We start from the raw sequence: 26,242 nt of genomic DNA, 5'->3' as shown, positions 1-26,242 counted from the left end.
AGCTGCCGCCCGGACTTGTCACTCTTACGTGGACTCACAAGGTCCGATGTCATCACTCTCAGTGCCCATCCCGCCGGACCTCAGCCCGGCGTGTCGGGCCAGAAACACCGATCTTGAAACAGTCCTGGTGACGGTCGTGCATTAGGGCTCTGGCCATCTGTGGGTTGGGTCGGATGACGTCGTTGTGGGCGTCCTGGGCTGGCTGATGGGTCGGTTGCGTACGCGTTCATCGGCTGGCGGGCGGTACGGCGTCGGCCGGTCGGAGGGGTGGTCATCGGCGGTTGTGGTGGGGGTTTGTGGTGGCGTAGGTGAACGCCGCGGCGAGTTCGGCGATCACGGTGTCCGGGTCGGTGTGTAGGTGGGCAGGGTCCGTATGCAGGACCGTGATGCCCAGCTCCGCCAGCGCCGATGTCGTCGCGTGGTCACGGGGGAGTGGGTACTGCTGGGTGCCGAGGCTCCAGGCCAGGCCGGCCTCCGGCCACCACGCGTCGGCCGTGCCGAGGACAGTGCCGTCACGGGCGTGTAGATCCGCCTGCCAGCGGGGCGGGGGCAGCGGCGCCTGGCGCAGCACCCGCCTGGCCAGGCCGTGGGTCACGGGGACCACCTCGTGCTCGCGGCCGGCCAGCAGCGAGCGCACCGCGGCCGTGCCCCGCTGGTTGCCGCGGTTCAGCTCCACCCGCAGGTCGGCGACCGTGCAGGCGCCCGCCTCCACGGGCGCCAGCACGAGCGCGGCCAGGCGGCCGCGGTCTCGCTCGTGGCGGGCCGCGTCCGCGATCGCGCGCGCCAGCGGCGCCACCGGCAAGCCAGCGCGCCGCACCGACGGCGGCATGCGCGTGGTCCGCTCCACCGTGAGATACGCACGGCTCGTCTGCCGGCGCGCCGACGGGATCAGTACCAACACCTCGTCCGACTCAGGTGGCGCCAGGCCGTGGGCACGCATCGCGTCGACGCCGGTCAGCACGGCGTCCGGCCCCGTGTAGAGCAGCGCCGCGCGTACACGCTGGCGCCGCGTCGGGGGCGCGTTCGACAGCAACACGACCCCCGGCAGGACCCGTTGCCACGGTCCGGACGGCCGGCAGCGGGCCGCGAGCGCGTGGTTGGACATGCCCGCGGCGCGGAGATCGGACACGCGGACGACGCCGTCGAGCGCGGTCCGGTGCGGGTCGGGGAGGGCTGGAGCCGTGGCGGATCGGGTCATGACTCGATCTTCGTCGCGGGCGGTGGTGGGGCCAAGGAGCAGGCCCGGCCTGTGGACAACTCGGCGGTGCGAATGGACCGTTCGCACCGCGCCACCGGTTATGACGTGGTGAAACCGGGCTGCCAGCGGTTGATGAGATCGCGTACCGGGATCTCCGCGTCCAGCTGGCAGAGGATGCCCGTCGAGCCACCCAGCACCCGGTGCAGCAGCAGGTACTGCGGCGGCAGGTTCAGCGAGCGCCCCGTGCGGAAGTCCTGGCTGCGCACGTCGCCCACCCGCATCGCCTGCAGCTGCATCCACCGGCGCGTGAAATGGAACGTCTCCGTCCGCAGCGGCTCCACGAACGGCGCCAGGTACGCGTACACGTGGTCGGCCTCCGGCTCGTGCGCGCCCGGCAGCACGAACTGCTCCTTGCGCAGCAGTTCCAGCAGGTCACAGGACCGGCCTTCGAGAGCGAGCCGCATCATCCGGCCGTGCACGGCCGGCAGGCCGCCGGGCAGCTGCGCCACCGCGCCGAAGTCGATCACGGCCAGGTGGCCGTCCTCGGTGATCATGAAGTTGCCCGGGTGAGGGTCCGAGTGCAGCAAGCCGACGCGCGCGGGTGAGGAGTAGTGGAACTCCGAGAGCAGCAGCCCCGCCCCGTCGCGCTCGGCCTTTGTGCCGTCGCGGATGATCGACGCCAGCGGCCGGCCGTCCACCCACTCGCTGACCAGCACCTTCGGTGCGCTCGCGACTACTCGTGGAACGATCACGTGCGGGTCGCCGGCGAACTCCTTCGCGAACGTGCGCTGGCTCGCCGCCTCCGCCCGGTAGTCGAGCTCCTCGCTCATCCGGTCGGTCAGCTCCTGGAGCAGCGGCTTGACCTCGGTCCCCGGCACCAGCACCTGGAACAGCCGGCTGAACCGCTGCAGCTGCCGCAGGTCGGACATCAGCGCCTGGTCGGCACCCGGGTACTGCACCTTCACCGCGACCCGGCGCCCGTCGTGCCACACCGCGCGGTGCACCTGACCGATGCTCGCGGCGGCAGCCGGGGTGTCGTCGAACGAGGCGAACCGCTCGCGCCACGACCGGCCGAGCTGCTCGGCGAGCACGCGGTGCATGGTCTGACTGCTCATCGGCGGGGCCGCGGCCTGCAGCTTCGTGAGCGCCTCGCGGTAGGGCTCGGCCATCTCGCTCGGCACGGCCGCCTCGAACACCGACAGCGCCTGGCCGAACTTCATCGCGCCGCCCTTGAGCTGTCCGAGCACGGCGAACAGCTGCTCCGCGGTCTTCGCCGAGAGTTCGGCGCTCACCTGCTCGGCGTTGTGCCCGACCAGGCGTCGACCCCAGCCGCCGACCGCCCGCCCGGCCACTCCGAGCGGGATGCTGGCGAGCCGCGCAGTACGTGCCGCCGTGTTACGAGGCATCTCCGTCACGTCTTGATTGTCTCAACTTCTCGATCGAGTCCGCAGCAAGATTGGCGCAGCGCACCGCGGCACCACACGCACACGCTGGGTGTGCGGGCCAGGCTCGGTGCCTGACGTCAGTTGAGTAAACGTCCAGCTCGACGGTGGCGTTACAGGTCGCCGGCGGTCCGGACGAGCCCTTCAGCCAGCGCGTGGCGGCGAGCGCCTGGCCTACCGCGAACGCCGCCGTCGCCTGCGTGCTCGCCAGGTCGGCCTGCTGGACCTTGCCGGCGAGCTGCGCGGCGAGCTGCGGCCAGCACTCGTCCCGGTCGCAGCGCTGCAGGTCGGCGCAGCGCAGGCAGCTGGTCAGACCGGGCACCACGAGCGGGCCCACGATGCCGGTACCGTCCCGCAGTCGCACGGACAGGTGCGGCACGCCCGCCGAGGTCAGGGCCGCGACCCGGGACGGCTCGGGCACCACCGCGTCGGTCAGCAGCACGAGGTCAGGCCCGCGATCCACGCGGAACGGGCCGGTCCGAACCGTCGCGTCCGCCCGGCGGACCGCCTCCCGGGCCGCCGCGGCGCGCCGCCGCCCGACGTCGTCGGCGAGGTAGCCGGTGCCCGTGTCCTCCGGGCGCACGGTGCCGCCGGCCCGGACGTGCACCCAGCCGACGCCCACGGACGCGAGCAGCGCCGCGACCGAGACCGCCAGCCTGCCGTCGCCGTGCACGGACACCGCGAGCCCGCGCCGCGCGGCCGGGCTGTCCGGCCGGCCCACCTCGACCGTGCCACGTACCGCCGCGGCGGAGACGTCGCCCGCGAGCCGGCCCGGCAGCGGCCCGGCCTGCCGCGCGGCGTCGTCGACCAGGCCTCGAGCGGTCAGTGCGGCCAGGAGCTCACCCATGGCCTCTCGGTGCTCGCCGGCCCCGGCCAGGACGTCCTCGGCGCGCTGTCGGCCCGTGAGCCGTGCGACAGCGGCGACCACCGGCTCGGGGAGGCCGGAGGCGACCGCCGCCAGGCGCGGGTCGAGGCCGATCTGGATCTCGTCGGGGCGGCGGCGAAGAACCGCCAGGTCACCGGCGACGCGAGGCCGCCGAGGGAGCGTCGGGTCCATGCTCCCAGGCTTCCCGACGATCACCCGGCGACGAAATCGTTATCCACAGGCCGCCCAGGTCGCCGCCTTTTCGCCAAGGTCAGTGCTCCCGTTCTGTCGGTGCTTGGTCGTAACGTTGCATCCGTGGCCGAACCCCGCGTCGAGGTGCGTCGAAGCAAGCGCCGCACCCGTACCGTCACCGCGTATCGCGAAGGCGACACGCTGGTTGTGTTGATCCCCGCTCGGCTGTCGAAGGCCGAGGAGGCGCACTGGGTCGCCGAGATGCAGCGCAAGCTGCTACGCGGCGAGACCCGCCGCCCACCCGCCCGGACGTCCGACGCCACGCTGCTGCGGCGGTGCTGGGAGCTGTCTGTCAAGCATCTGGACGGCCGAGCGGAGCCGGCCAGCGTGCGCTGGGTCGCGCCGATGCGAACCCGGTGGGCGTCGTGCACGCCGTCCGACGGGTCCATCCGGGTCAGCGAGCACCTGCGCAACGTGCCGGGCTGGGTGCTCGACTACGTGCTCGTTCACGAGCTCGCCCACCTGCTGGTGCCGGCGCACAACACCCGGTTCTGGGACCTCGTACGCGACTACCCGCGCACCGACCGCGCCATCGGCTACCTGGAGGGACTGTCCGCGGCGGCTGGCTGGGGGATCACGGCGGAGGACTGAGCACGCGACACGGTCCCGGTCGGGCGAGCCGCACTGGCCGGGGCTGTTTTCGTGCGTCGGACTCGGCGGTTCGGAGGGTTGAACTCGCGTACCCGGGGCGTTCGACTCGCCGGCCTGGTGCGTTGGACTCGCGGATCTGGACCGTTGACTCGCGAGTCCGGAAGCGGCGACTCGCGTGCGGGAACGGGGGACTCGCGGGTTCAGGTGTCGTTGGGGTTGTCCTTGTCGTCGGAGTCGGTGGGGTTCGGGCGGTCGGTGCGTTCGGCCTGCTCGGTGCGCTCGATGGCGGCGATGGGGTCGTCGATCGGGTTGCCTTCCGCATCCGGCTTGCCGAGGCGGTCGGCGAAGTCCATCGGCTCGTCGAGGTCCTCCGCGGTCGGCACCAGGTCGGGGTGCGCCCACACGTCGTCGCGTACGTCGAGGCCGTGCCGGTCGCCGACCAGACGCCACAGCGCGGCCGCGGCCCGCAGCCGGCGCGGCCGCAGCTCCAGGCCGACCAGCGTGGCGAACGTCTGCTCTGCCGGCCCACCGCTGGCCCGGCGCCGGCGCAGCGTCTCGCGCATCGCGTCGGAGCCCGGCAGCCGCTCGGCGGTCGCGTCGCCGACGACCACGTCGACCCAGCCCTCGACCAGCGCGAGCAGCGTCTCCAGCCGGGCCAGCGCGGCCTGCTGCTCCGGTGTGGTCTGCGGCTCGAGCATGCCCGAGCGCATCGCCTCCTCGATGGAAGCCGGATTGGCCGGATCCACCTGCGTGGCCAGCTGCTCGAGCGCGGAGGTGTCCACGCGGATGCCGCTCGCGAACTCCTCGACCGTGGCCAGCAGCCGATGCCGCAGCCATGGAACGTGCGCGAACAGTCGCTGGTGGGCGGCCTCGCGCGCGGCGAGGAACACCATCACCTCGCTGCTCGGCCGCTCCAGGCCCTTGGTGAACTCCTCGATGTTCGCCGGCACCAGCGCCGCGGTGTTCGGCGGGCCGAGCGGCAGTCCGATGTCGGTCGAGGTCAGCACCTCGGAAGCGAGCTGCGCGAGCGCGTTGCCGAGCTGCGAGCCGAACGCCATGCCGCCCATCTGCCCGACCATCGACAGCAGTGGCCCCGCCGCCTGCTTGGCCTCGGCCGGGAGCGCCTCGACCCACGCGCCGGACACCCGCCGCGCCACCGGATCGCACAGCCGCTGCCAGGTCGGCAGCGTGTGCTCCACCCAGTCGCGGGCGGTCCACGACCGCGAGGTCGTGGCACCCGCCGGCAGGGTCGTCGCCGGGTCGAGCCACAGCTCCGCGAGGTGCACCGCGTCGTTGACCGCGCTCACCGAGTCGGCGGGCGGTCCGAAGCCGGGTTGTCCGGACAGTTTCTGCAACGCGATCTGCTTGGCGAGGTCGTAGTTGACCGGACCCGAGGAGCTGCCGGCCTGGCTGAGCATCTGGCCGAGCTGGCTGAGCATCTGGCCGAGCTGGTTGAACGCCTCGGCCGGATCCTGCTGCCCGCCGCCCTGCTCGGCAGGGTCCTTCTTGTCCCGGTCGGGATCGTCCGGGTTCGACGGCCCGAAGCCAAAGGGAAACTCGGTCATGTGTCCACGGTACGCGGGGCCGAGCAGCGTACGGCGAGCGGTGATTCGCTCGGTGAGAACACGCCGTACCCTCTGAGGTCGTGAGCGAGCGTGCGAGCGAACAACTGACCCAGGGCGACCCCGCGCCCCCCGCGGACCTCGACCACGAGCCGGCCGCGCCCAGGAGGCTGACCAGGCGCGGCTGGACCATCGTGGTCAGCTTCGCGATCGCCGCGGTCCTCGGGTTGCTCGGCGGGCTCGTGCGGGTGCCGTACGTCTCGATCGGCCCCGGCCCCACCTACGACACGCTCGGCACCGTGGACGAACAGGTCGTGGTCGAGGTCGAGGGGGAGAAGACGTACGAGACCAGCGGCCAGCTGCGCATGACCACGGTCTCCATCAGCGACGACGTCAGCCTGTTCGGGGCGCTGGGCCTGTGGGTCAGCGGCCGGCACGCGCTCATGCCGCGCGACGAGTACTTCGGGCCCGGGCAGACCGAGGACGACCTGCAGCGGGAGAACAAGAAGATGTTCCAGGACTCGCAGAGCGACGCCGAGGTGGCGGCCCTGCGGTACCTGGACTACCCGGTGAAGGTCGTCGCGCAGGAGATCACCCGCGGCGCGCCCGCCGACGAGGTCCTCGAGCCCGGCGACCGGCTCTACGAGGTCAACGGCAGGCCGGTCGAGGTGCAGGAGGACGTCCGGGAGGCGCTGAAGAACACCAGGCCGGGCCAGCGGGTGGAGATCACCTTCCAGCACGAGGACCAGCCCAGGCAGACCAGGTCCATCGAGCTGGGCAACGCGTCCGACTACGGCTCGGACGACCGCAAGGAGGGCTTCCTCGGCCTGCTGCCGATCGACCGCGCGGACGTGGACTTCCAGACGACCATCCACCTCGAGGACGTCGGCGGCCCGTCCGCGGGCCTGATCTTCGCGCTTGCCATCGTGGACAAGCTGACCCCCGGCGAGCTCGAGGGCGGCCGGACCGTGGCCGGCACCGGCGAGATCGATGTCAAGGGCAACATCGGCCTCATCGGCGGCATCTCGTTCAAGCTCGTCGCCGCCCGCGACGCCGGCGCCGAGGCATTCCTCGTGCCCGCGGGCAACTGCGCCGAGGCGAAGTCCAACGTCCCCGACGGGCTGGCTCTGGTGAAGGTCGACACGCTCGACTCGGCCGTCAAGGCGCTCGAGGATCTCGAGGCGGGCCGGACCCCGCCCATCTGCTGACCAGGCACGTCGTCAGCGCAGCGTCGTCAGCAGCGCGTCGGTGAGGTTCGGAGCGAGCTCCGGGTGCTCGACGAGGTCGGTGTCGTCGTCCCCGCCCTCGCCACGCAGCCGCAGCACGCACGCCGCCGTGCCGTCGCGCAGGACCGCGGCCACCAGGCGAGCCTCCCGCCGCGCCGGGTGCTCGGCCGCGATCCGGCGCCTCGCGGCCGAGTCGCCGGTGGAGTCGCCGGTCGGCAGGGTCGCCTCGGCCTCCGGCGGCAGCACCACGATCTCTTGGGCGAGCGCGCAGCCGTGCACGGCGTCCGGCCACATGATGCCGGCCAGCGCCTCGGCGAGGTCCTCGCTCGGCAGCGCCTCCTGAGCGACCGGAGTCAGCGGTGCAGCCGAGTCGACCTGGCCCGCCAGCTCGGGCTGGCGCTCGACCAGCTCGGCCGTCGGGACGAGGGCGAACAGCTGGGGCGGCTGGTCCCAGCCCGCGGTCGAGACGAAGTCCTCGACCTCGCGGGCGACGGCGGCCAGGTGCTTGGCGTGGCTGGCGGGCATGCCCACCATCCTCGCCCCATGCTCCCGGCCCACTATTTCGACCCCGAGCGGGAACCAGATGACCCCCGAATAGAGTTGGACATCTAGGACAGCCTTCGGCTGTTCGGCACGGGATGTAGACGAACGCGATCCAGGAGAGTGCACCGTGGCCACTCGGCCCCCGATCGGGATGCCAAAACTTTCCCGACGCGCCAAGATTCTGCTCAGCATCGCGGGAGTCCTCATCCTCGTGTTGCTCGTCGGAGCGAGGCTGCTCGACACGTATGTCGACTGGTTGTGGTTCGGCGAGGTGGACTTCCGGTCCGTGTTCACCACGGTCCTCGTCACCCGGATCATCCTGTTCTTCGCGATAGCCCTGCTCGTGGGCGGTCTACTGGCGGTGAGCCTGGCGATCGCGTACCGCAGCCGGCCGGTGTTCGTACCGGTCTCCGGCGCGGACGATCCGCTCGCCCGGTACCGCTCGACGATCGTGCAGCGCGTGCGGCTGTTCGGCATCGGCATCCCGCTCGTGGTCGGGCTCATCGCCGGCGCCACCGGCCAGTCGGACTGGCAGCCGGTGCAGCTGATGCTCAACGGCACGTCCTTCGGCACCACGGACCCCGAGTTCGGCAAGGACATCGGCTTCTACGCTTTCACCCTGCCGTTCATCAGCTGGCTCACCACCTGGCTGTACGTCGCCGTGATCATCGCGCTGATCGGCGCCGTCATCACCCACTACGTGTTCGGCGGCATCCGGTTGGGTCCGAAGGGCGAGAACTTCTCCGTGCCGGCTCGCGTGCAGCTGTCGGTCACCGCGGGCGTGTTCGTCGTGATCCTCGCGATCGACTACTACTTCGACCGCTACGAGCTGCTCTTCTCCACGCGCAACGAGCTGTTCGACGGCGCCACCTACACCGACCTCAACGCGGTGCTGCCGGCCAAGCTCATCCTGATGTTCATCGCCGCCTTCTGCGCGGTGGCGTTCTTCGTCGGCGCGTTCGTGCGCAACCTGCAGCTGCCGTCGATCGCGATCGTGCTGCTGATCCTGTCCAGCATCCTGGTCGGCTGGGCCTGGCCGGCCGTGCTCGAGCAGTTCTCCGTCAAGCCGAACGCCGCGGAGAAGGAGGCCAAGTCCATCGAGCGGAACCTCACCGCCACGAAGACCGCCTTCGGGATCACCGACGACAAGGTGGAGAGCATCGACTACGCCGGGGTCACCCAGGCCGAGCCGGAGGACATCCGCGCGGACGAGGGCACGATCCCCAACATCCGACTGCTCGACCCGAGCATCCTGTCCCGCACCTTCACCCAGCGCGAGGGCGGCGAAAACTTCTACGGCTTCCCGGAGAAGCTCGACGTCGACCGTTACCCCGTCGACGGCAAGGTGCAGGACTTCGTGGTCGCGGCGCGCGAGCTCGACCCGAACCGCCTGGTGGACAACCAGACGTCCTGGATCAACAGGCACCTCGTCTACACCCACGGCAACGGCTTCGTCGCGGCGCCGGCCAACAAGATCAACCGCGCGCTGGCGGAGGGCGAGTCGAGCGGTGAGGGTGGCTACCCGGTCTTCACCGTGAGCGACCTGGACGCGATCGAGGCCGGCACCGAGATGGACATCCCCGTCCGGGAGCCGCGCATCTACTACGGCGAGCTGGCCACCGACTACGCCATCGTCAACGCGCGCGGCGAGTTCGACACCGCGCGGGACCAGAACTACCACTACCAGGGCAAGGGCGGCGTCCCGGTCGACGGCTGGCTCAACCGGTTCGTCTTCTTCGCCCACTACGGCGAGCGCAACATCCTCTTCAACGGCGACATCGGCGAGGGCTCGAAGATCATGTACAACCGTGATCCGCGCGAGCGAGTGAAGAAGGTCGCGCCATGGTTGACGGTTGATGGCGACCCGTACCCGGCTGTCGTCGACGGGCGGATCCAGTGGATCTTGGACGGTTACACCACGCTCGAGAACTACCCGTACTCGCAGCGGACCCCGCTCGGTGAGGCCACCGCGGACACGCTGAGCGGCGTGGCACGACAGGACAACCGGACCATCAGCTACATCCGGAACTCCGTCAAGGCCACCGTCGACGCGTTCGACGGCACGGTGACGTTGCACGCCATCGACGAGCAGGACCCGGTCCTCAAGGCGTGGGAACAGGTGTTCCCGGGCACCGTGAAACACGGCGAGATCTCGGACGAACTGCGGGCGCACCTGCGGTACCCGGAGGACCTCTTCAAGGTCCAGCGCGAGCTGCTGTCCCAGTACCACGTGGACAACGCCGGACAGTTCTTCTCGACCCAGACGTTCTGGGACGTGCCGCCGGACCCGACCGGGGAGGACGCGGCCGCCAGCGCGCCGAACCAGCCGCCCTACTACGTGCTGGCTCAGGCGCCCGGGCAGGACGACCCGACGTTCCAGATCACCAGCGCGATGACGTTGCTGAACCGGCAGTTCCTGGCCGCATGGGTGTCGGTGTCGTCCGATCCGGAGGACTACGGCAAGTTCCGGGTGCTGAGACTGCCGACCGAGGACCAACCCAAGGGACCGGTACAGGTCCAGAACGAGTTCCGAACGACGGACGAGGTGACCGAGAACAGAACGTTGTTCCAGAACCCCAGCGTCACGGTCAGATACGGGAACCTGCTGACGCTGCCGGTCGCCGACGGGCTGCTGTACGTCGAGCCGATCTACATCGAGCAGAAGGATGAGAACGCGTTCCCGCAGCTGGCCCGCGTCCTCGTGTACTTCGGCGGCAAGGTCGGGTTCGCGCCGACGGTCGACGAGGCGCTCGACGAAGTGTTCGGTGCGGGGTCCGGCGGTGGCACGGCTCCGCCGGGCGAGGAGGAGCCGCCGACGTCCGAGGCACCGACAACCACACCGCCCGACACCGGTGGTGGCGCCTCGCCCGAGATGAGCCAGGCGATCCAGGACATCGCCGACGCGCTCGGCAGGCTCAAGGAGGCGCGAGCGAGCAACGACTTCGCCGCCGAGGGGCAGGCGCTGGCTGACCTCGACGCCGCGGCGCGGGCGTACGAGGCGGCGCAGCAGGCCGCGGGCGGCAACGGCGGAGAGACCACGTCGGCGCCACCACCGGACAACGGCGGTGGAAACGGCGGCGGCTGATGCCGTTGTAGAACAAAACAACGAGAGCGGCTCCCGTTACCCGACGGGGGCCGCTCTCGTTGTATCGGGGGGAGTGGTGAGAGCGCGGCGGCACTGTGGGCGCGCGTCAGCGCACGCGGGTTGAATCGAAACAGACCCGGCTCTGCCGACGGCCGGTCACCTTTCTCTCGCACCCGGCGACAGCAGGCCAGGGAGCCGGACATCTACAGTGGACATTCGGTTCGAGCCGGGGCACGAGAGGGAACCGAGCGGGCAGTCAGCCCTTCTTCGCTCGGCTGCGCCGCTTCGCCGGAGCCTTCCCGGCAGCCACGTTCCTGCCCTTCGACCTCCCGTCGGCCTGCGCCTGCCTGTACGCCTCGACGACGTGCGAGGGGATGCGGCCACGGCCCGCGAGCTCGAAACCGTTCTCCTGCGCCCACTCCCGGATCTGGCCGGCCTCGCTGGCGGTGGCCGACTTACTGCCCGCGGGCCGCGTGCCCCTCTTCACCCGGCCGCCGACCCGGCGGGCCGAGTCGACGTACTCGGCGAAGCTTTCGCGCAACCGCTCGGCGTTCGACTCGGACAGGTCGATCTCGTAGGAGACCCCGTCCAGGCCGAAGAGGACGGTCGTGACGTCCTGCGAGCTCGTCCCATCGAGGTCATCGACGAGCTGTACCAAGACTTTCTGTGCCATTCACTCGCTCCCTGCGGACCACTGCGCACGAGAATCGCGCACACCAGTTGGTTTTGTACCGAACAGTAGCAAATATTCCCCGCAACCCGAAAACGCGACGCGAATAGGTGAGCCCATCGTGGGGCGTGGGCCGAAAGCGTTAGCCATTACGGCGACATGGCGGAACGTGCCAGCCAATAGTTGGTCCGTACCGTCCAATGCGGATGGTCCGAACCGCTGAGGTGGCCGAGTGTGACGATCATTACCCGGCCCGCCGACGCTGGGCGCGGCCAGAAATGGCGAACGCCCCCTCGAAGGATCTCCGAGGGGGCGTTCGCCTGGTAGCGGGGACAGGATTCGAACCTGCGACCTCTGGGTTATGAGCCCAGCGAGCTACCGAGCTGCTCCACCCCGCGTTGCTGTGCCAACTATACGCCGCCCCGGACGGGCCCGCACACCCCCCCCACCTTGCCCCGGCGGCGGTCCTGCCGGACGGGCTGGCGCAATTCGGCGAGGGTTCGCGGCGCCGCCGCCGGCGCACACCGACGGCAATTTCGGTACTGCCCGTGACGTCGTCGACACGTTCGACACACGGCTCGTTCATCGAGGGTCCCGGAGCGGTTTGTTTGGCGGCCGACCTGATCGGCACGCGCGGGGGAATCGCGGTCTGCGGAAATGGGCGGAACGCCGCATGCCCGTTCGGGCCCGTCGGTGGTGTCGGGCAGCATGGCGGCGTGCGCAGCGAACGGGTTCGATCATGGTGGGGCTGGGGATTCGAGGACGCCGCGGTCGGCGGCGAGGAGCGCGCCGCGCTCCTCGCGCGGTTGCCGCCGCACTGGGTCACCGACGAGCTGCCGGTGCCGCGCGTCGGGGATCTCGACCTGCGTGCGCCACGGGTGCGGCCGCCGGACTCCGTCGGTGGCGTTTGTACCGTGCATCCGCACGTGCGGGCGGCGCACACGTATGGCAAGGCATACCGCGACGTGATCCGCGCGCTGCACGGCGACCTCGGTGCGGTGCCGGATGTCGTGGCGTACCCGGAAACCGAGGCGCAGATCGTCGACCTCCTCGACTGGGCCGGCGGCGCGAACGTCGCGGTGATCCCGTACGGCGGCGGCAGTTCGGTCGTCGGCGGCGTGGAGTACCGCGGGAACGCCCACGACGCGGTGCTCTCGCTCGACCTGACCCGAATGGACCGCGTGCTCGAGGTGGACCGGACCTCCCGCGCGGCGCTGATCCAGGCCGGCGCGCTCGGTCCCGTGCTGGAGAGCCAGCTCGCCCCGTACGGCTACACCCTGCGCCATTTCCCGCAGAGCTTCGAGTTCTCCACCCTCGGCGGCTGGCTCGCCACCCGCGCCGGCGGCCACTTCGCCATGCGCCACACGCACATCGACGACTTCGTCGAGGCGATGCGGGTGGTGAGTCCGAGCGGGACCAGCCAGACCCGCCGGCTGCCGGCGTCCGGGGCGGGACCGTCGCCGGACCGGCTGTTCCTCGGCTCCGAGGGCACGCTCGGTGTGATCACGCAGGCCTGGTTGCGCCTGCAGGATCGTCCGGCGCACAAGGCATCCCGTGCCGTTTCGTTCGGCGACCTCGCCACCGGGTTGCAGGCTGTGCGCGCGATCGCCCAGTCCGGCCTGGATCCCAGCAACTGCCGGCTGCTCGACGAGGCCGAGGCGGCGGTCAACGCCGGGCGTACCGACGGTCGTGCGGTGCTGGTCCTCGGCTTCGAGTCCGCCGACCACCCTGTGGACGGTGCACTGGCACGAGGGCTCGAGATCGCCCGCGATCACGGCGGGAGCGTCGACGCCAGGTCCACTCAGGACACGGTTGGCGACTGGCGGTCGGCGTTCCTCCGAATGCCGTACGTCCGGGACGCACTGGTCCGTTCGGGCGTCCTCGTGGAGACGTTCGAGACCGCGTGCACGTGGGACGTGGCGGCGGACGTGTGCGACTCGGTCCGGTCCGGCGTGCGGGCCGCGACGGCCGAGATCTGCGGCGAACCGGGCCTCCTGACGGCCCGCGTCACCCATGTATACCCGGATGGAGTAGCGCCATATTTCACAGTTATCGCGCCCGCCCGTGCCGGCGGGGAAGTCCAGACGTGGGACCAGATCAAGGCCGCGGCGAGCGACATCCTGGTGCGTCTCGGCGCCTCCATAACGCACCACCACGCGGTTGGTCGAGACCATTTGCCCTGGTACGAGGCTCAGCGACCCGAGCCGTTCGGCTATATCCTTCGCGCCGCGAAGAACTCCCTGGATCCGCAGGGGATCCTCAATCCCGGCGTACTGTTCGACTAGAAGCACGGCCCGCCTGGGCATCGGGGTGTGAAACAGCCACAGTGGACAGATGCCCGGCCACTGTGGACACCGGCGCGGCTTCGTGGCACGGTGGAGATGTGTCTGAACTGAATGCAACCGCCGCAGCCCTCCTGGGCCTGCTGCACGACGGCCCGGCCACCGGTGGACAGCTCGTGTCCGCCGCCCGCGACCGATTCGGCTCCTTCTTCAGCGTGACGCGGAGCCAGGTCTACCGCGAGCTTCCGGCCCTGGCCGACGCAGGCCTTGTCCGCCTCGGCAAGCAAGGTCCCCGTTCCAGCCAGCAGTACCTGGTGACGGCAGCCGGCAAGAAGGCGTTCAAGCAGTGGCTCGCCAGCGAGCCCGGCCCGGATCACCTCCGCAGCCCGCTGATCCTCCGCCTCGTCCACGCGAACGCGTTGACCGTCCGGCAGCGCTCGGCACTGATCGAGTCCGCCAAGAGGGTCTACGCCGAGGAGCAGGACACCGCGAAGGCGGCGGTGAAGTCGGCGGATGACCCGTATGCCAAGGCAGTCGCGGAGTTCGGGGTCGCCCGCGCCCGCGCGGTGCTCAAGCTGCTGGACGCCATCCCGGCTTCCTGACCTGGTCTCCTGATACGCCGGCGCCCGGGTTCACGTAGGCTTTTTGGTCGTGAACCCGGACGTCGCAGCTGACCTCAAAGACCTGTCCGACACCCTCGCCGGAGTCGAGGCGGTGACGGACGTGGGCGCCCTGCGCGCGCAGATCGCCGATCTCGAGCAGCAGGCGACCCGGCCGGACCTGTGGGACGACCCGGAGTCGGCGCAGCAGGTGACCAGCCAGCTCTCGCACAAGCAGAGCGAGCTCCGCCGGGTCGAGGAGCTGCGCCAGCGCCTCGACGACCTCAGCGTGCTCTACGAGCTCGCGGAGGAGGAGGGCTCGGCCGAGGACACGGCCGAGGCCGACGACGAGCGCACGAGGCTGCGTACCGAGATCGCCTCCCTCGAGGTGCGCACACTGCTGTCCGGCGACTACGACGAGCGGGACGCGCTCGTGACCATCCGCTCGGAGGCCGGGGGCGTGGACGCCGCCGACTGGGCCGAGATGCTGATGCGCATGTACCTACGCTGGGCCGAGCGGCACGGCTACCCGGTCGAGGTCTACGACATCTCCTACGCGGAGGAGGCCGGCATCAAGTCGGCCACGTTCAAGGTCACCGCGCCCTACGCGTACGGCACGCTGTCGGTCGAGCAGGGCACCCACCGGCTCGTGCGCATCTCGCCGTTCGACAACCAGGGCCGCCGGCAGACCTCGTTCGCCGGTGTCGAGGTGCTGCCGTTCGTCGAGGCCGTCGACCACGTCGACATCCCGGAGAAGGACATCCGGATCGACGTGTTCCGCTCCTCGGGGCCGGGTGGGCAGAGCGTGAACACGACCGACTCCGCGGTGCGCATCACCCACCTGCTGACCGGCATCGTGGTCTCCTGCCAGAACGAGAAGTCGCAGATCCAGAACCGCGCCGCGGCCATGCGCGTGCTCCAGGCCAAGCTGCTCGAACGCAAGCGCCAGGAGGAGCGGGCCGAGATGGACGCGCTCAAGGGCGACGGCGGTTCGAGCTGGGGCAACCAGATGCGCTCCTACGTGCTGCACCCGTACCAGATGGTCAAGGACCTGCGGACCGACCACGAGGTGGGCAACCCGGGCAACGTGCTCGACGGCGACATCGACGGCTTCATCGAGGCCGGCATCCGGTGGCGGCGCACCCAGGCGGCCTAGCACTAAACCCCTGCCGGACGGCCGATCACGGAGCGTGCCATTGAGCGCGCGGAACGTGCCACTGGTCGCTGGAGGACGCCAAGGCAACGGGTCGGTAACGGGCGGAGGTAGACTCGCGCCTCGTGATCCGGCTCGAACACGTATCGAAGTTGTACAAGACCTCCACGCGGCCCGCGTTGGAGAACGTGTCGGTCGAGGTGGACAAGGGTGAGTTCGTCTTCCTCATCGGCGCGTCGGGGTCGGGGAAGTCGACCTTCCTGCGGCTGCTCCTGCGTGAGGAGGTGCCGACCAAGGGTCGGGTCTACGTGGCGACCTTCGACGTGGCCCGCATGGCCCGGCGTCGCGTGCCCCGGCTGCGCCAGTCCATCGGCTGCGTCTTCCAGGACTTCCGGCTGCTGGTCAACAAGACGGTCGCGGAGAACGTCGCGTTCGCGCTGGAGGTCATCGGCAAGCCCCGCAACACCATCCGCAAGGTGGTGCCCGAGGTGCTGGAGCTGGTCGGCCTGGACGGCAAGTCGAACCGGATGCCGCACGAGCTCTCCGGTGGTGAGCAGCAGCGGGTGGCGATCGCGCGGGCGTTCGTCAACCGGCCGCTGATGCTGCTGGCCGACGAGCCGACCGGAAACCTGGACCCCGACACCAGCCAGGACATCATGCTGCTCCTGGAGCGGATCAACCGCACCGGTACGACCGTGCTGATGGCCACGCACGACCACTCGATCGTCGACTCGATGCGGCGCCGCGTCGTCGAGCTCGACCTCGGGCGGGTCGTTCGAGACGACTCACGCGGTGTATACGGCGTGGGCCGTTAGGCTCCCGCTCGCCCCCGACCCCACGAGGACTACTTCCCCCGATGCGTGCCAGCTTCGTGTTCAGCGAGGTCCTGATCGGCCTCCGGCGCAACGTGACGATGACCGTCGCGATGATCCTCACGACGATGATCTCGCTCGCCCTGCTGGGCGGTGGCCTCCTGGTCGTGCGGATGATCGACAAGACCCAGGCGGTCTACGAGGACAAGCTCGAGGTCAACCTCTACCTGACGAACGACATCAGCGCGAACGACAAGGGCTGTCAGGCCGACCCGTGCAAGGCGCTGCGCTCGGACCTGGAGAGCAACCCGGCGATCGAGTCGGTCCAGTACGAGAACCGCGACCAGGCCTACCAGCGCTTCAAGGAGATCTTCGAGTCGCAGCCGGAGCTGGTGAAGCTCGCGCGGCCGGAGGCGCTGCCGGCGTCGTTCAACGTCAAGCTGATCAACCCCGACCGGCCCGAAGTGATCATCCAGACCTACTCCGGACGGGTTGGCGTGGACTCCATCGCCGACCAGAGCGAGTTCCTCCAACGGTTCTTCGACGCGCTCAACGGGGTGCGGAACCTCACGTTCGCGATCGCGCTCATCCAGGCCGTCGCGGCGCTGCTGCTGATCTCCAACACGGTGCAGGTGTCCGCGTTCACCAGGCGAACGGAGGTCGGCATCATGCGCCTGGTCGGCGCCACTCGCTGGTATACCCAGCTCCCGTTCCTCCTGGAAGCGGTGGTCGCCGGCGTCGTCGGTGCGATCCTGGCCATCCTGCTGCTCGTCGGCGCGAAGCTGTGGTTCCTCGACGGCGTGCTCGAAGGACCCTTCGCCGCGGGGGTGGTCAGACCGATCGACGGCCTGGACATCCTGCTGACCGCCCCGTGGCTGGTGCTCACGGCGATCGGGATCTCCGCGATCACCGGCTATGTGACGCTGCGGCTGTACGTGCGGCAATAAGCGGGTGCGCGGGCCACGTAGAGTTGACGTCATGTCCAGGGAAAGTGGCCGCAAGGTGATCGTGTCGAACCGCAAGGCGCGGCACGACTACACGATCCTGGACACCTACGAGGCCGGGATCGCGCTGATGGGCACCGAGGTGAAGTCGCTGCGCGAGGGCCGGGCGTCCCTTGTGGACTCCTTCGCCACGGTCGACGGCGGCGAGGTGTGGCTGCGCAACCTGCACATCCCGGAGTACGCGATGGGCACGTGGACCAACCACACTCCGCGGCGTACCCGGAAGCTGTTGCTGCACAAGGGCGAGATCCTGCGGCTCATCGGCAAGACCCGGGAGAGCGGCCTGTCGCTGGTCCCGCTGTCGATGTACTTCAAGGACGGCAAGGTCAAGGTCGAGCTCGCACTGGCGCGGGGCAAGAAGTCCTACGACAAGCGCCAGGCGCTGGCCAAGCGGGACGCGGAGCGGGAGATGACCCGGGCCGCCGGACGGGCGGCCAAGGGCCGCTGGTGAGGGACGGTCGGTGAAGGACGCTGACGTCCCGGGCTTCGTGGCGGGGCTCGGTCTGCCCGGCCTGGTCGACGTGCACGTCCATTTCATGCCCGACGCGGTGCAGCGGAAGGTGTGGGAGTTCTTCGACCGGGCGCCGGAGGAGTACGGCACGGAGTGGCCGATCAGGTACCGGGTGCCCGCGCCGGAGCGGCTGGGAATCCTCCGCGAGCTCGGCGTGCGGACGTTCGCGCCGCTCGTCTACCCCCACAAGCCGGGCATGGCGGCGTGGCTGAACGACTGGGTGCTCGACTTCGCCGCCAGGACTCCCGGCGCCGTGCCGACCGCGACGCTCTACCCGGAGCCGGGCGTGGCCGACTACCTCGCCGAGGCGCTCGCGGCCGGCGCCCGGTGCGTGAAGGCGCACGTGCTGGTCGGCGCGTACGATCCGCGATCGCCCGAGCTCGACCCGGCGTGGGGCCTGCTCGCCGAGGCCGGGGTGCCGGTCGTCGTGCACTGCGGCAACGGGCCGGCGGCGGGCCCGTTCACCGGGCTCGACGTGTTCGAGCAGGTGCTCGCCCGGCATCCACGCCTGGTCGCGGTGCTCGCCCACGCCGGAGCGCCGGACCACGCCGAGGCGTTGGACCTGGTCGAGCGCTACCCGAGGGTGCACCTGGACACCACGATGGTCGGCGTGCCGTTCAACTCCGCCGATCGCCGGCTGCCGGCGGACTGGACCGCGCGGCTCGCCGGCGTGGCGGACCGGGTGGCGCTGGGCAGCGACTTCCCGAACATCCCGTACGACTACGCCGTCCAGCTGGACGCGATCGCCTCCTGGGCCGAGGACGACCGGCTCGGCGTGCCGTTCCTGCGGGCCGTCCTCCACGACACCCCGGCCCGGCTAGTCGCCGGCTGAGTCGTTCACTGTGGACGGAGGCCAGGCGGGGCAGGCCACGGTGCGCTTGGTGGTTTCCGCCGGCTCGGCCGCCGGTGGGTTCCCACCGGCCTCGTCGACCCAGGGGCCGGTGAGCACGACACCCCAGTTGACGATCTCGCCGTCACGGTTTCGCCATACCGTCCGCTCGAACCCGCCGGCCAGGATTCCCGCGAGCACGTCCTCCACGTGCGACCACGGATGCTCGGCCGGACCGATCAGCCAGGCCGTCGTGCAGAACACGTCCTGAGCGAGATCGTCTCCGGCGTCGATCAGCACGTCTCCGCCGGGAAAGATCGTCAGCTTGATGTCGGGCAGTGCGGGATCTGGATGGCTGATGACCCAGTCCAACTCCGACCCGGCCATGGTCCCGCCGCGAGCCACCACCTCGTGGCGAATGTGCCAGAGCGGAATGGGGAACCGTCCTGGTCAAGAAACGGCTCCGGCAGTCCGACGTGCTCGGTCATCGCCCACCCTTCGCGCAGGGATCGTTGGTAGCAGGGCTGTACTCCCAGGCCGGGGACTCGCTCGGTACGCCGTCCAGCGTGGCACTCCCGCGTGCCGCGAGCCGGTAAACGCCAGGGGCGCAGCCGACGAACACCTGTCGTGTCGCTGGCTTGTTCCTGCCCAGGACGCCGATCTGGGGTGCGAACCGACCTGTGTCAGCCGTGTTGGCCCGGATCGGCTCCCAAGATCCGTTCCAGCTGCACCACGAGCCGGGCAGCTGCCACCTCTACGTCACATCGAAGCAGGGCCTTGCCGCCTATCTGACCTGGCGCACCGCGCGACTCGTGCACGTGATCAACCGTGATGGTGCATCGACCGTCTTCCGGACCTACGGCAAAGCCGGCCCCGCAACCTGTCAAGGTTGGCAGTACAACGACCAGAGCGGTGTGCAGCAAGGTCAAGTGCTGGTTCGTACGTGTGCGCATTCCCAACTCCCCAGATTCGCGACACCTTTGAAAGCGCAAGTAACCAAATGTACTGAATCAAGTGCGTTCAGTGACCGGGTGGCTGCGCTGGGCAGGCTCGCTCAGAGCGAACGGCGGACGGAAACATCTGGACCGCGATCTGGGTTGAGCTGTACAGACTCAACTTTGGAAGGTGGTCTCATGGCAGAGTCGCTGACGCTCCCGGTGCTCCCGCTGGACGACACGGTGCTGCTGCCGGGCATGGTGGTGCCGATCCGGATGGCCGGCACCGACGGGGCGGACGTCCGCGCCGCGGTGGAGGCCGCGCAGGCGGTCGCCGAGTCGGGCGAGAAGCCGCGCGTGGTGATGGTGCCGCGGCTGGACGGCAAGTACGCCCGGGTGGGTGCGATCGGCGTCGTCGAGCAGGTCGGGCGGCTGCCTGGCGGTGACCTCGCGGCCGTCGTGCGCGGCACCGAGCGGGTACGCATCGGCTCCGGCACGACCGGGCCGGGCGCGGCGCTGTGGGTGCAGGTCGAGGTGGCGGAGGTGCCACCGGACTCCGAGCGGGCGCGGGAGCTCGCGAAGGAGTACAAGACGCTCATGATCACCATGCTGCAGCAGCGTGGTGCGTGGCAGGTGGTCGACTCGGTGCAGCAGGAGGACGACCCGTCCGCGCTCGCCGACCTCGCCGGGTACGCGCCGTACCTGTCGGAGCAGCAGAAGGTGTGGCTGCTGGAGACCCCCGAGGTCGACCTCCGCCTGGAGAAGCTGCTCGAGTGGGGTCGCGAGCACCTGGCCGAGCTGGACGTCGCGGAGACGATCCGCAAGGACGTCAAGGAGGGCATGGAGCGTCAGCAGCGGGAGTTCCTGCTGCGCCAGCAGCTGGCCGCGATCCGCAAGGAGCTCGCGGAGCTGGACGGCAAGCCGGAGTCGGAGGAGCAGGACTACCGGGCCCGGGTCGAGGCCGCCGCGCTGCCGGAGAAGGTCCACGAGGCCGCTATGTCCGAAGTGGACAAACTGGAGCGGACGTCCGAGCAGTCGCCCGAGGTGGGCTGGATCCGCACCTGGCTCGACACGGTCCTCGAGATGCCGTGGAACACGCGGACCGACGACGCGTACGACATCGTGGGCGCGCGGGAGATCCTCGACGCCGACCACTCCGGGCTGGCGGACGTGAAGGACCGGATCATCGAGTACCTGGCCGTGCGCAAGCGGCGCGACGAGCGGGGCCTCGGCGTCGTCGGCGGTCGGCGCAGTGGTGCCGTGCTGGCGCTCGCGGGCCCGCCAGGAGTCGGCAAGACGTCGCTGGGTGAGTCGGTCGCACGGGCGATGGGCCGCAAGTTCGTGCGGGTGGCGCTCGGTGGCGTGCGCGACGAGGCGGAGATCCGCGGGCACCGGCGCACCTACGTCGGCGCGCTGCCGGGCCGGATCGTGCGGGCCGTTTCCGAGGCCGGCTCGATGAACCCGGTCGTGCTGCTGGACGAGATCGACAAGGTCGGCGCGGACTACCGGGGCGACCCGACCGCGGCGCTGCTCGAGGTGCTGGACCCGGCGCAGAACCACACGTTCCGCGACCACTACCTCGAGGTCGAGCTGGACCTGTCCGACGTCGTGTTCCTGGCGACGGCGAACGTGATCGAGTCGATACCGGCGCCGCTGCTGGACCGGATGGAGCTGGTCCGGCTGGACGGGTACACCGAGGAGGAGAAGGTCACGATCGCGCGCGACCACCTGCTGCCGCGCCAGCTGGAGCGGGCGGGCCTGGCGGTCGACGAGGTGTCGGTGTCCGACGACGCGCTGCGGCTGATGGCGGGGGAGTACACCCGCGAGGCCGGGGTGCGTGAGCTGGAGCGCTCGATAGCGCGGGTGCTGCGGAAGATCACCGCACGGCTGGCCCTCGGCTCGGTCGAGCTGCCGCTGTCGATCGACATCGGGGACCTGCGCTCCTACCTCGGGCAGCCGAAGCACACGCCGGAGTCGGCCGAGCGGACGGCGGTCCCCGGGGTGGCGACGGGCCTGGCGGTGACCGGCGCGGGCGGCGACGTCCTGTTCGTGGAGGCGTCGGTGGCGTCCGCGGACTCCGGGGCCACCGGCGTGACGCTGACCGGCCAGCTGGGCGACGTGATGAAGGAGTCGGCGCAGATCGCGCTGTCGTACCTGCGCTCGCACGGCGACGTGCTGGGCGTGCCGGTCGGCTCGCTGTCGTCGCAGGGCGTGCACGTCCACGTGCCGGCGGGCGCGGTGCCGAAGGACGGCCCGTCGGCCGGCGTCACGATGACGACGGCGCTCGCGTCGCTGCTCTCCGGTCGCCCGGTTCGCGCCGACGTGGCGATGACCGGCGAGGTCTCGCTGACGGGCCGGGTGCTGCCGATCGGCGGGGTGAAGCAGAAGCTGCTCGCCGCGCACCGGGCCGGCATCCCGACGGTCGTGCTGCCCAAGCGCAACGAGCCGGACCTGGAGGACGTGCCGGAGTCGGTCCTCGACGAGCTGACCGTCCACCTGGCGACCGACGTGCGCGAGGTCCTGGACGTCGCGCTGGCGCCCGCCTCCTCGGCCACGTCCGTCGCCGCCTGACTCCTGTCGCGACGGCGCCCTCGCCCGCACGGCGGGGGCGCCGCCTTGTCCACAGGCTCCTTGCACGGCCCCGTTTCTGTCAGTCCCGGCGAATAGACTGGAAAGCGGGGGGCCCCCGCGCGCCGGGTTGTCCACAGGGGATTCCGCGGGGCGCCGGAAATGTCGGTGCGCGCCGGTATCGTGGAAGCCGGGGGCCGGAGGCCAACGCGGTCCTTGGCCGGTCGGGATCAGTTTCGCTCGAGGAACGTCAGCACCGCACGCACCCGCCGGTGCTCCTCGGCGCTCGGCTCCAGGCCCAGCTTCGAGAAGATGTTCCCGACGTGCTTCTCCACCGCCCCGTCCGACACCGTCAGCGACTTCGCGATGGCCACGTTCGTCAGGCCCTGCGCCATCAGGCCGAGCACCTCACGCTCCCGCGGGGTCAGCACGTCGATCGGGTTTCGTCGACCACGAGCCATGAGCTGCGCGATCACCTCCTGGTCGATGACCGTGCCGCCACCGGCGACACGATGCACCGCGTCCACGAACTCCGCCACGTCGGCCACCCGCTCCTTGAGCAGGTAGCCGACACCACCGGCGCCGCCGGACAGGAGCTCCACCGCGTAGCGCTCCTCCACGTACTGCGACAGCACCAGCACCGGCAGCCCGGGCTGCTGCTCGCGCGCCCGCAAGGCGGCCCGCAGCCCCTCGTCGGTGAAGGTCGGCGGCATGCGGACGTCGACGATCGCCAGGTCGGGACGGTGCTCGCTGACCGCGACCAGCAACCCGGCCCCGTCCTCGACCGCCGCCACGGTCTCGATGTCCTCGTCGGCCAGCAGGCGCTGGAGCCCGGCACGCAGCAGGACGGAGTCCTCCGCGATCACCACGTGCATGGCAGGTCGGCCCTGATCACGGTCGGTCCCCCCACAGGACTCACCACGGTCATCACGCCGTCAATCGTGGCAGCCCGGTCCGCCAGCCCGGACAGCCCACCACCCGCACGCAGCGACGCGCCGCCCTGGCCGTCGTCGGTGATCTCGACGATCACCAGGTCGCCGGTGGGCCGCTCCTCGCGCCAGGCGTTGACCTTCGCGGCCGTCGCGCCGGAGTGCTTGGCGATGTTGGTCAGCGACTCGCCGACGATGAAGTACGCCGTGCTCTCCACCGCGGCCGGCGGGCGCGGGTCGATCGCCACGCGCACATCCACCGGGATCGGGCACTTCGCCGCCAGCGAGGACAGCGCGGCGTCCAGGCCACGGTCGCCGAGCACCGCCGGGTAGATCCCGCGGGCCAGGTCACGCAGCTCGGAGACGGCGAGCTTCGCGTCCGCGTGCGCCTCGTCGATCAGCTCACGCACGGCGTCCGGGTCACTGTCCATCTTGGACTTCGCACGGCCGAGGCCCATCGCCACGGACACGAGCCGCTGCTGGGCGCCGTCGTGCAGGTTGCGCTCGATGCGCCGGCGCTCGGCCTCGGCCGCGTCGACGCCGCGTGCCCGCGAGGCCTGCAGGTGCTCGGCCTTCTGGGTGAGCTGCTCGGTGGTGTTCGGCCCGAGCAGTGCCTTGGCCAGCAGCACGTGCAGGGCCGCGACCACCGGCAGCACGAACAGGCCGACCGGCAGCAGCACGATGCCGATGATCGCCAGGGGGAACTCGAAGACGTGCAGCGGGAAGGACAGCACCAGGTAGGTGATGTTGCGCCACATCTGCGGGTCGAGCAACCGGTTCAGATACCGCCGCCAGAACGAGCCGGACTGGTCCTGCTCGATTCGCGGCGTCGGGATGTCGACCTTCAGCGTGCCGCGGATCAGCGAGCGGTTCGCCGCGGCGAAGCCGGAGACGACCTTCGTGAGCACCAGCACGATGCCGAGCCCGATCCACACGATCAGCGTGGTCACGCCCACCGAGAACAGCGTCACGATGAGGACGAAGGCGACCACGCTGATCGGGAAGCCGCCCAGCATGAACGCGGCCGCGCGCAGGCCTCGCGCCACCAGGGTCGGTCCGGTCCGCTCGGTCTCCGCCGGAGGGGATGCCACCTGCACAGCATCCCCGGTCGACTCCTCCGGCACCAGGTAGAGGGGCGCCGGCTCGGGGCTGCTCACCTCGACACCGGCCGGTACATCGTGTTCGTGGTGTGCGGCCACTCGGAGCTCCAGTCGATCGCGCCGGCGGTGGACAGCCGCTCCAGCTTGTCGATGCGCCGCTCGCTCGGGCCGAGCAGGGCGCGGGCGAAGCGGGCGTGCAACGTGCCGAGCACCCTGGTAAGCGCGACCGCCACGGCGAGCACGAGCACGCCGAGTGCGCACCACAGGAGGGTGTCCGGCCAGGAGTCGATCGCGAACAGCGGGTGGTCGTTCCACAGGATCGGCCGCCACGCGTCCGGCAACCACGTCCAGTAGATCGGCATCGTGACCAGCCACAGGCTCGTCGCCCAGAAGGTCACCATCAGCGTGAACTCGGCGATGCCGATGGGCAGCAGCAGGACGCAGTAGACCAGGTCCTTCCAGGTCGCCGGGTCCTTGACGCGAGTGGCCCAGCGCTTGCCCTGCTTGGGCGGCGGCCGGTAGGGCGTCGCGACGTAGGTGCCCAGCATGGCGTGCACCCGGGCCCGCTCGAACTGCGCGAACCCGCGCCAGGAGAGTATGGCGACGGCCAGGACGGCGAGCCCGACCCAGATGATGACGGTACCCAGGCCCACCGACACGGTCGTCACGACGAAGACGAACGAGGCGATGCCGATGGGCAGGTTCATCACCAGGTAGGCGAGCGAACGAAGCAGCGGAGGGTCCGGCCGGGTGCCATCACGCTCGGTGGTCATCGTTGGTCTCCTTCGAGGTTCCTGTCGCATTTACCAGCATGGCTTCCGGGGGAGACGGACGACATGGGGTGAGCCGCCGAGTCCGGGGTGGGGCTAGCCCTACCCCGGCCTGGCTCCGGCGCCCTTCATCGCGTTCGTCACCGGAACCGGGATGATCCGCGGCCGGGTGGGCGTTATCCTTGACAGGACATACCCACGACTAGGGGGTGAACGGTTTCGACTCTGGACGTTGCTTCAGGGGAAGCGTGCAGGTGCAGGCGGATGGCCACCTCAAGCGTCGCCGCAAACCAATATGCGCCAAGGTTAATTCCCAGCGCGACGTCGCCCTCGCTGCCTAAGCGAGCGTGATGTCTGTCGGCCCGGGGTCGCCTCCGACCCGGTTTGCCGGCATCAGCTAGGAGGCTTACCGCCGCGGATCGGCCGCGGACCTGCGGCGGGACATTCACAGCGGCTGGGCCCGTCACACCGGCTTGTTCACGTGACCGGCGGGGCCGAGTAGAGGCACAGTGAACTGCGCACGGAGAAGCCCTGGAAAGGCGGCAGAGGACCCGGGTTCGATTCCCGGCACCTCCACCAAATGTGTCGGTACACGAACACCAGGGGTCGGGCCTGCTGAGGCGTGCTCGGCCCCTGTGTGGTGTCCGACCGTGGTGGCTTGTTGGGGGATGCGGAAGGCGGGCACGAAGGTGTTGTTTCCGCTGATGGTGACGTGTGCGACGAGTGATTCGATGAGGGTCTTCTGGTCGTTGGTGTGACCGGTTCGGGCGATCTCGGCGATGTGGTGGGCGAGGTTGTCGAGGGTGGCCGTGTCGGGCGCGGTGGGCTGTTGGTCGATCAGGTGTTCGAGTTCGGTCTTGCGGTCGCGGAGTTGCTGGCGGGTGGCGCGGAGCCGGGCGAGTCGGTCCTTGATGTCTTCGTCGTCGCCGTCGAGGCGGCCGTCTTCGAACGCGTCGAGGTAGCGGTCGATCTTGGTGGCGACGGTGGCGAGTTCGGTGGTGACGGTGGTCAGCTCGTCGGTGCGGGTGTGGTGGTCGGCGAGGTGGTCGTGTTGGGCGGCGTCGACGGCTTGGGTGATGAGGCTGTGCCCGGTGCGGTAGAACTCGACGGTGGCGTCGAGGAGGGCTTGGTCCAGGTGGTCGGCGTTGAGGCGGGGCATGTCGCAGGCGTCGGTGCCGTAGCGCTGGTAGGTCCAGCAGGTGTAGTAGCGGTAGGTCTTGGTCTTGCCGGTGGCGCGGGTGCCGATCATGGATTTGCCGCAGCGGGGGCAGCGCAGTTTGCCGGAGGCGATGTAGTCGGAGGCGTTCGCGGCGCGG

General features: G+C 70.2%; 21 protein-coding genes, 1 tRNA gene, 1 other RNA gene and 1 pseudogene. 12 read left to right on the top strand and 12 right to left on the bottom strand.

Annotation, left to right across the window (positions count from 1 at the left end; translation table 11 throughout):
• Nucleotides 1-271: 271 nt before the first annotated feature.
• The 3 genes from ACRDTB_RS26000 to ACRDTB_RS25990 form a co-directional block, all read right to left on the bottom strand.
• A complete protein-coding gene (locus tag ACRDTB_RS26000; RefSeq protein WP_431434441.1) occupies nt 272-1,198 on the bottom strand; it encodes a hypothetical protein in 927 nt (308 codons plus the stop codon).
• A 98-nt stretch (nt 1,199-1,296) separates the two neighbouring features.
• Nucleotides 1,297-2,604: an ABC1 kinase family protein gene (locus ACRDTB_RS25995; RefSeq protein ID WP_431434439.1), complete on the bottom strand. Its 1,308-nt coding sequence runs from the start codon at nt 2,602-2,604 to the stop codon at nt 1,297-1,299.
• Nucleotides 2,594-3,697 (bottom strand): TOMM precursor leader peptide-binding protein, encoded by a 1,104-nt coding sequence (locus ACRDTB_RS25990; protein ID WP_431434436.1) that lies wholly within the window; start codon nt 3,695-3,697, stop codon nt 2,594-2,596. The genes ACRDTB_RS25995 and ACRDTB_RS25990 overlap by 11 nt, the downstream gene beginning before the upstream one ends.
• Before the next feature lie 123 nt (nt 3,698-3,820).
• Between ACRDTB_RS25990 and ACRDTB_RS25985 the strand changes: the two genes are divergently transcribed.
• Nucleotides 3,821-4,348 (top strand): YgjP-like metallopeptidase domain-containing protein, encoded by a 528-nt coding sequence (locus ACRDTB_RS25985; RefSeq protein ID WP_431434435.1) that lies wholly within the window; start codon nt 3,821-3,823, stop codon nt 4,346-4,348.
• Between the two features lie 200 nt (nt 4,349-4,548).
• On the opposite strand, the gene ACRDTB_RS25980 is transcribed toward ACRDTB_RS25985, so the two are convergent.
• Complete coding sequence (locus ACRDTB_RS25980) at nt 4,549-5,913, bottom strand: zinc-dependent metalloprotease (RefSeq protein WP_431434433.1); 1,365 nt, start codon at nt 5,911-5,913, stop codon at nt 4,549-4,551.
• A gap of 80 nt (nt 5,914-5,993) precedes the next feature.
• On the opposite strand from ACRDTB_RS25980, the gene ACRDTB_RS25975 reads away from it, so the two are divergent.
• A complete protein-coding gene (locus ACRDTB_RS25975) occupies nt 5,994-7,118 on the top strand; it encodes a YlbL family protein (protein ID WP_431434432.1) in 1,125 nt (374 codons plus the stop codon).
• Nucleotides 7,119-7,130: 12 nt separating this feature from the next.
• Here the strand turns inward: ACRDTB_RS25975 and ACRDTB_RS25970 are convergent, their stop codons facing one another.
• Nucleotides 7,131-7,661 (bottom strand): PPA1309 family protein, encoded by a 531-nt coding sequence (locus ACRDTB_RS25970; protein ID WP_431434430.1) that lies wholly within the window; start codon nt 7,659-7,661, stop codon nt 7,131-7,133.
• A gap of 145 nt (nt 7,662-7,806) precedes the next feature.
• Here ACRDTB_RS25970 and ACRDTB_RS25965 point away from each other — a divergent pair, with 145 nt between their 5' ends.
• Nucleotides 7,807-10,764: a UPF0182 family protein gene (locus tag ACRDTB_RS25965; protein WP_431434428.1), complete on the top strand. Its 2,958-nt coding sequence runs from the start codon at nt 7,807-7,809 to the stop codon at nt 10,762-10,764.
• A 256-nt stretch (nt 10,765-11,020) separates the two neighbouring features.
• Here the strand turns inward: ACRDTB_RS25965 and ACRDTB_RS25960 are convergent, their stop codons facing one another.
• Nucleotides 11,021-11,437: a histone-like nucleoid-structuring protein Lsr2 gene (locus ACRDTB_RS25960; RefSeq protein ID WP_431434427.1), complete on the bottom strand. Its 417-nt coding sequence runs from the start codon at nt 11,435-11,437 to the stop codon at nt 11,021-11,023.
• Nucleotides 11,438-11,755: 318 nt separating this feature from the next.
• A tRNA-Met gene (locus ACRDTB_RS25955) sits at nt 11,756-11,832 on the bottom strand.
• Between the two features lie 318 nt (nt 11,833-12,150).
• Here ACRDTB_RS25955 and ACRDTB_RS25950 point away from each other — a divergent pair.
• The 7 genes from ACRDTB_RS25950 to ACRDTB_RS25920 all read left to right on the top strand — a co-directional run bounded on the left by ACRDTB_RS25950 (nt 12,151) and on the right by ACRDTB_RS25920 (nt 18,627).
• On the top strand, nt 12,151-13,719 hold the full coding sequence (locus ACRDTB_RS25950; RefSeq protein ID WP_431434425.1) for an FAD-binding oxidoreductase: 1,569 nt from the start codon (nt 12,151-12,153) through the stop codon (nt 13,717-13,719).
• Between the two features lie 98 nt (nt 13,720-13,817).
• Nucleotides 13,818-14,318, top strand: coding sequence for a PadR family transcriptional regulator (locus tag ACRDTB_RS25945; RefSeq protein WP_431434423.1), 501 nt, complete (start codon nt 13,818-13,820; stop codon nt 14,316-14,318).
• Nucleotides 14,319-14,367: 49 nt separating this feature from the next.
• Nucleotides 14,368-15,471, top strand: a complete 1,104-nt coding sequence (prfB, locus tag ACRDTB_RS25940) for a peptide chain release factor 2 (protein WP_431434422.1) — start codon at nt 14,368-14,370, stop codon at nt 15,469-15,471.
• Between the two features lie 122 nt (nt 15,472-15,593).
• Nucleotides 15,594-16,283, top strand: a complete 690-nt coding sequence (gene ftsE, locus ACRDTB_RS25935) for a cell division ATP-binding protein FtsE (protein WP_431434420.1) — start codon at nt 15,594-15,596, stop codon at nt 16,281-16,283.
• 41 nt (nt 16,284-16,324) lie between these two features.
• A complete protein-coding gene (ftsX, locus tag ACRDTB_RS25930) occupies nt 16,325-17,227 on the top strand; it encodes a permease-like cell division protein FtsX (protein WP_431434418.1) in 903 nt (300 codons plus the stop codon).
• Nucleotides 17,228-17,258: 31 nt separating this feature from the next.
• Entirely contained in the window at nt 17,259-17,735 is a 477-nt protein-coding gene (smpB, locus tag ACRDTB_RS25925; protein ID WP_431434416.1) for an SsrA-binding protein SmpB, read from the top strand.
• A gap of 10 nt (nt 17,736-17,745) precedes the next feature.
• Complete coding sequence (locus ACRDTB_RS25920; RefSeq protein ID WP_431434414.1) at nt 17,746-18,627, top strand: amidohydrolase family protein; 882 nt, start codon at nt 17,746-17,748, stop codon at nt 18,625-18,627.
• Here the strand turns inward: ACRDTB_RS25920 and ACRDTB_RS25915 are convergent.
• Nucleotides 18,613-19,011 carry a hypothetical protein gene (locus tag ACRDTB_RS25915; protein WP_431434412.1) on the bottom strand — a complete coding sequence of 133 codons (399 nt, stop codon included), beginning with the start codon at nt 19,009-19,011 and terminating at the stop codon, nt 18,613-18,615. The two genes, ACRDTB_RS25920 and ACRDTB_RS25915, sit on opposite strands and share 15 nt — an antisense overlap.
• 746 nt (nt 19,012-19,757) lie before the next feature.
• Here ACRDTB_RS25915 and lon point away from each other — a divergent pair.
• Complete coding sequence (gene lon, locus ACRDTB_RS25910) at nt 19,758-22,130, top strand: endopeptidase La (protein WP_431434411.1); 2,373 nt, start codon at nt 19,758-19,760, stop codon at nt 22,128-22,130.
• Nucleotides 22,131-22,357: 227 nt separating this feature from the next.
• On the opposite strand, the gene ACRDTB_RS25905 is transcribed toward lon, so the two are convergent.
• The 3 genes from ACRDTB_RS25905 to ACRDTB_RS25895 form a co-directional block, all read right to left on the bottom strand.
• Nucleotides 22,358-23,002, bottom strand: coding sequence for a response regulator transcription factor (locus ACRDTB_RS25905; RefSeq protein ID WP_431434409.1), 645 nt, complete (start codon nt 23,000-23,002; stop codon nt 22,358-22,360).
• Nucleotides 22,990-24,072: a sensor histidine kinase gene (locus ACRDTB_RS25900; RefSeq protein ID WP_431434443.1), complete on the bottom strand. Its 1,083-nt coding sequence runs from the start codon at nt 24,070-24,072 to the stop codon at nt 22,990-22,992. The genes ACRDTB_RS25905 and ACRDTB_RS25900 overlap by 13 nt, the downstream gene beginning before the upstream one ends.
• Nucleotides 24,073-24,209: 137 nt before the next feature.
• A complete protein-coding gene (locus tag ACRDTB_RS25895) occupies nt 24,210-24,929 on the bottom strand; it encodes a sensor domain-containing protein (protein ID WP_431434407.1) in 720 nt (239 codons plus the stop codon).
• 202 nt (nt 24,930-25,131) lie between these two features.
• On the opposite strand from ACRDTB_RS25895, the gene ssrA reads away from it, so the two are divergent.
• Nucleotides 25,132-25,505: a transfer-messenger RNA gene (gene ssrA / locus ACRDTB_RS25890) on the top strand.
• Between the two features lie 544 nt (nt 25,506-26,049).
• Here ssrA and ACRDTB_RS25885 read toward each other — a convergent pair.
• Nucleotides 26,050-26,202, bottom strand: a pseudogene (locus ACRDTB_RS25885) (zinc ribbon domain-containing protein); the annotation flags it as partial.
• Nucleotides 26,203-26,242 lie beyond the last annotated feature (40 nt).

This window comes from Actinophytocola sp., from assembly GCF_050699935.1.
Taxonomy (GTDB): Bacteria; Actinomycetota; Actinomycetes; order Mycobacteriales; family Pseudonocardiaceae; genus Actinophytocola.
The sequence above is the reverse complement of the archived record's forward strand: the minus strand, read 5'-3'. Positions and strand labels throughout refer to the sequence as shown.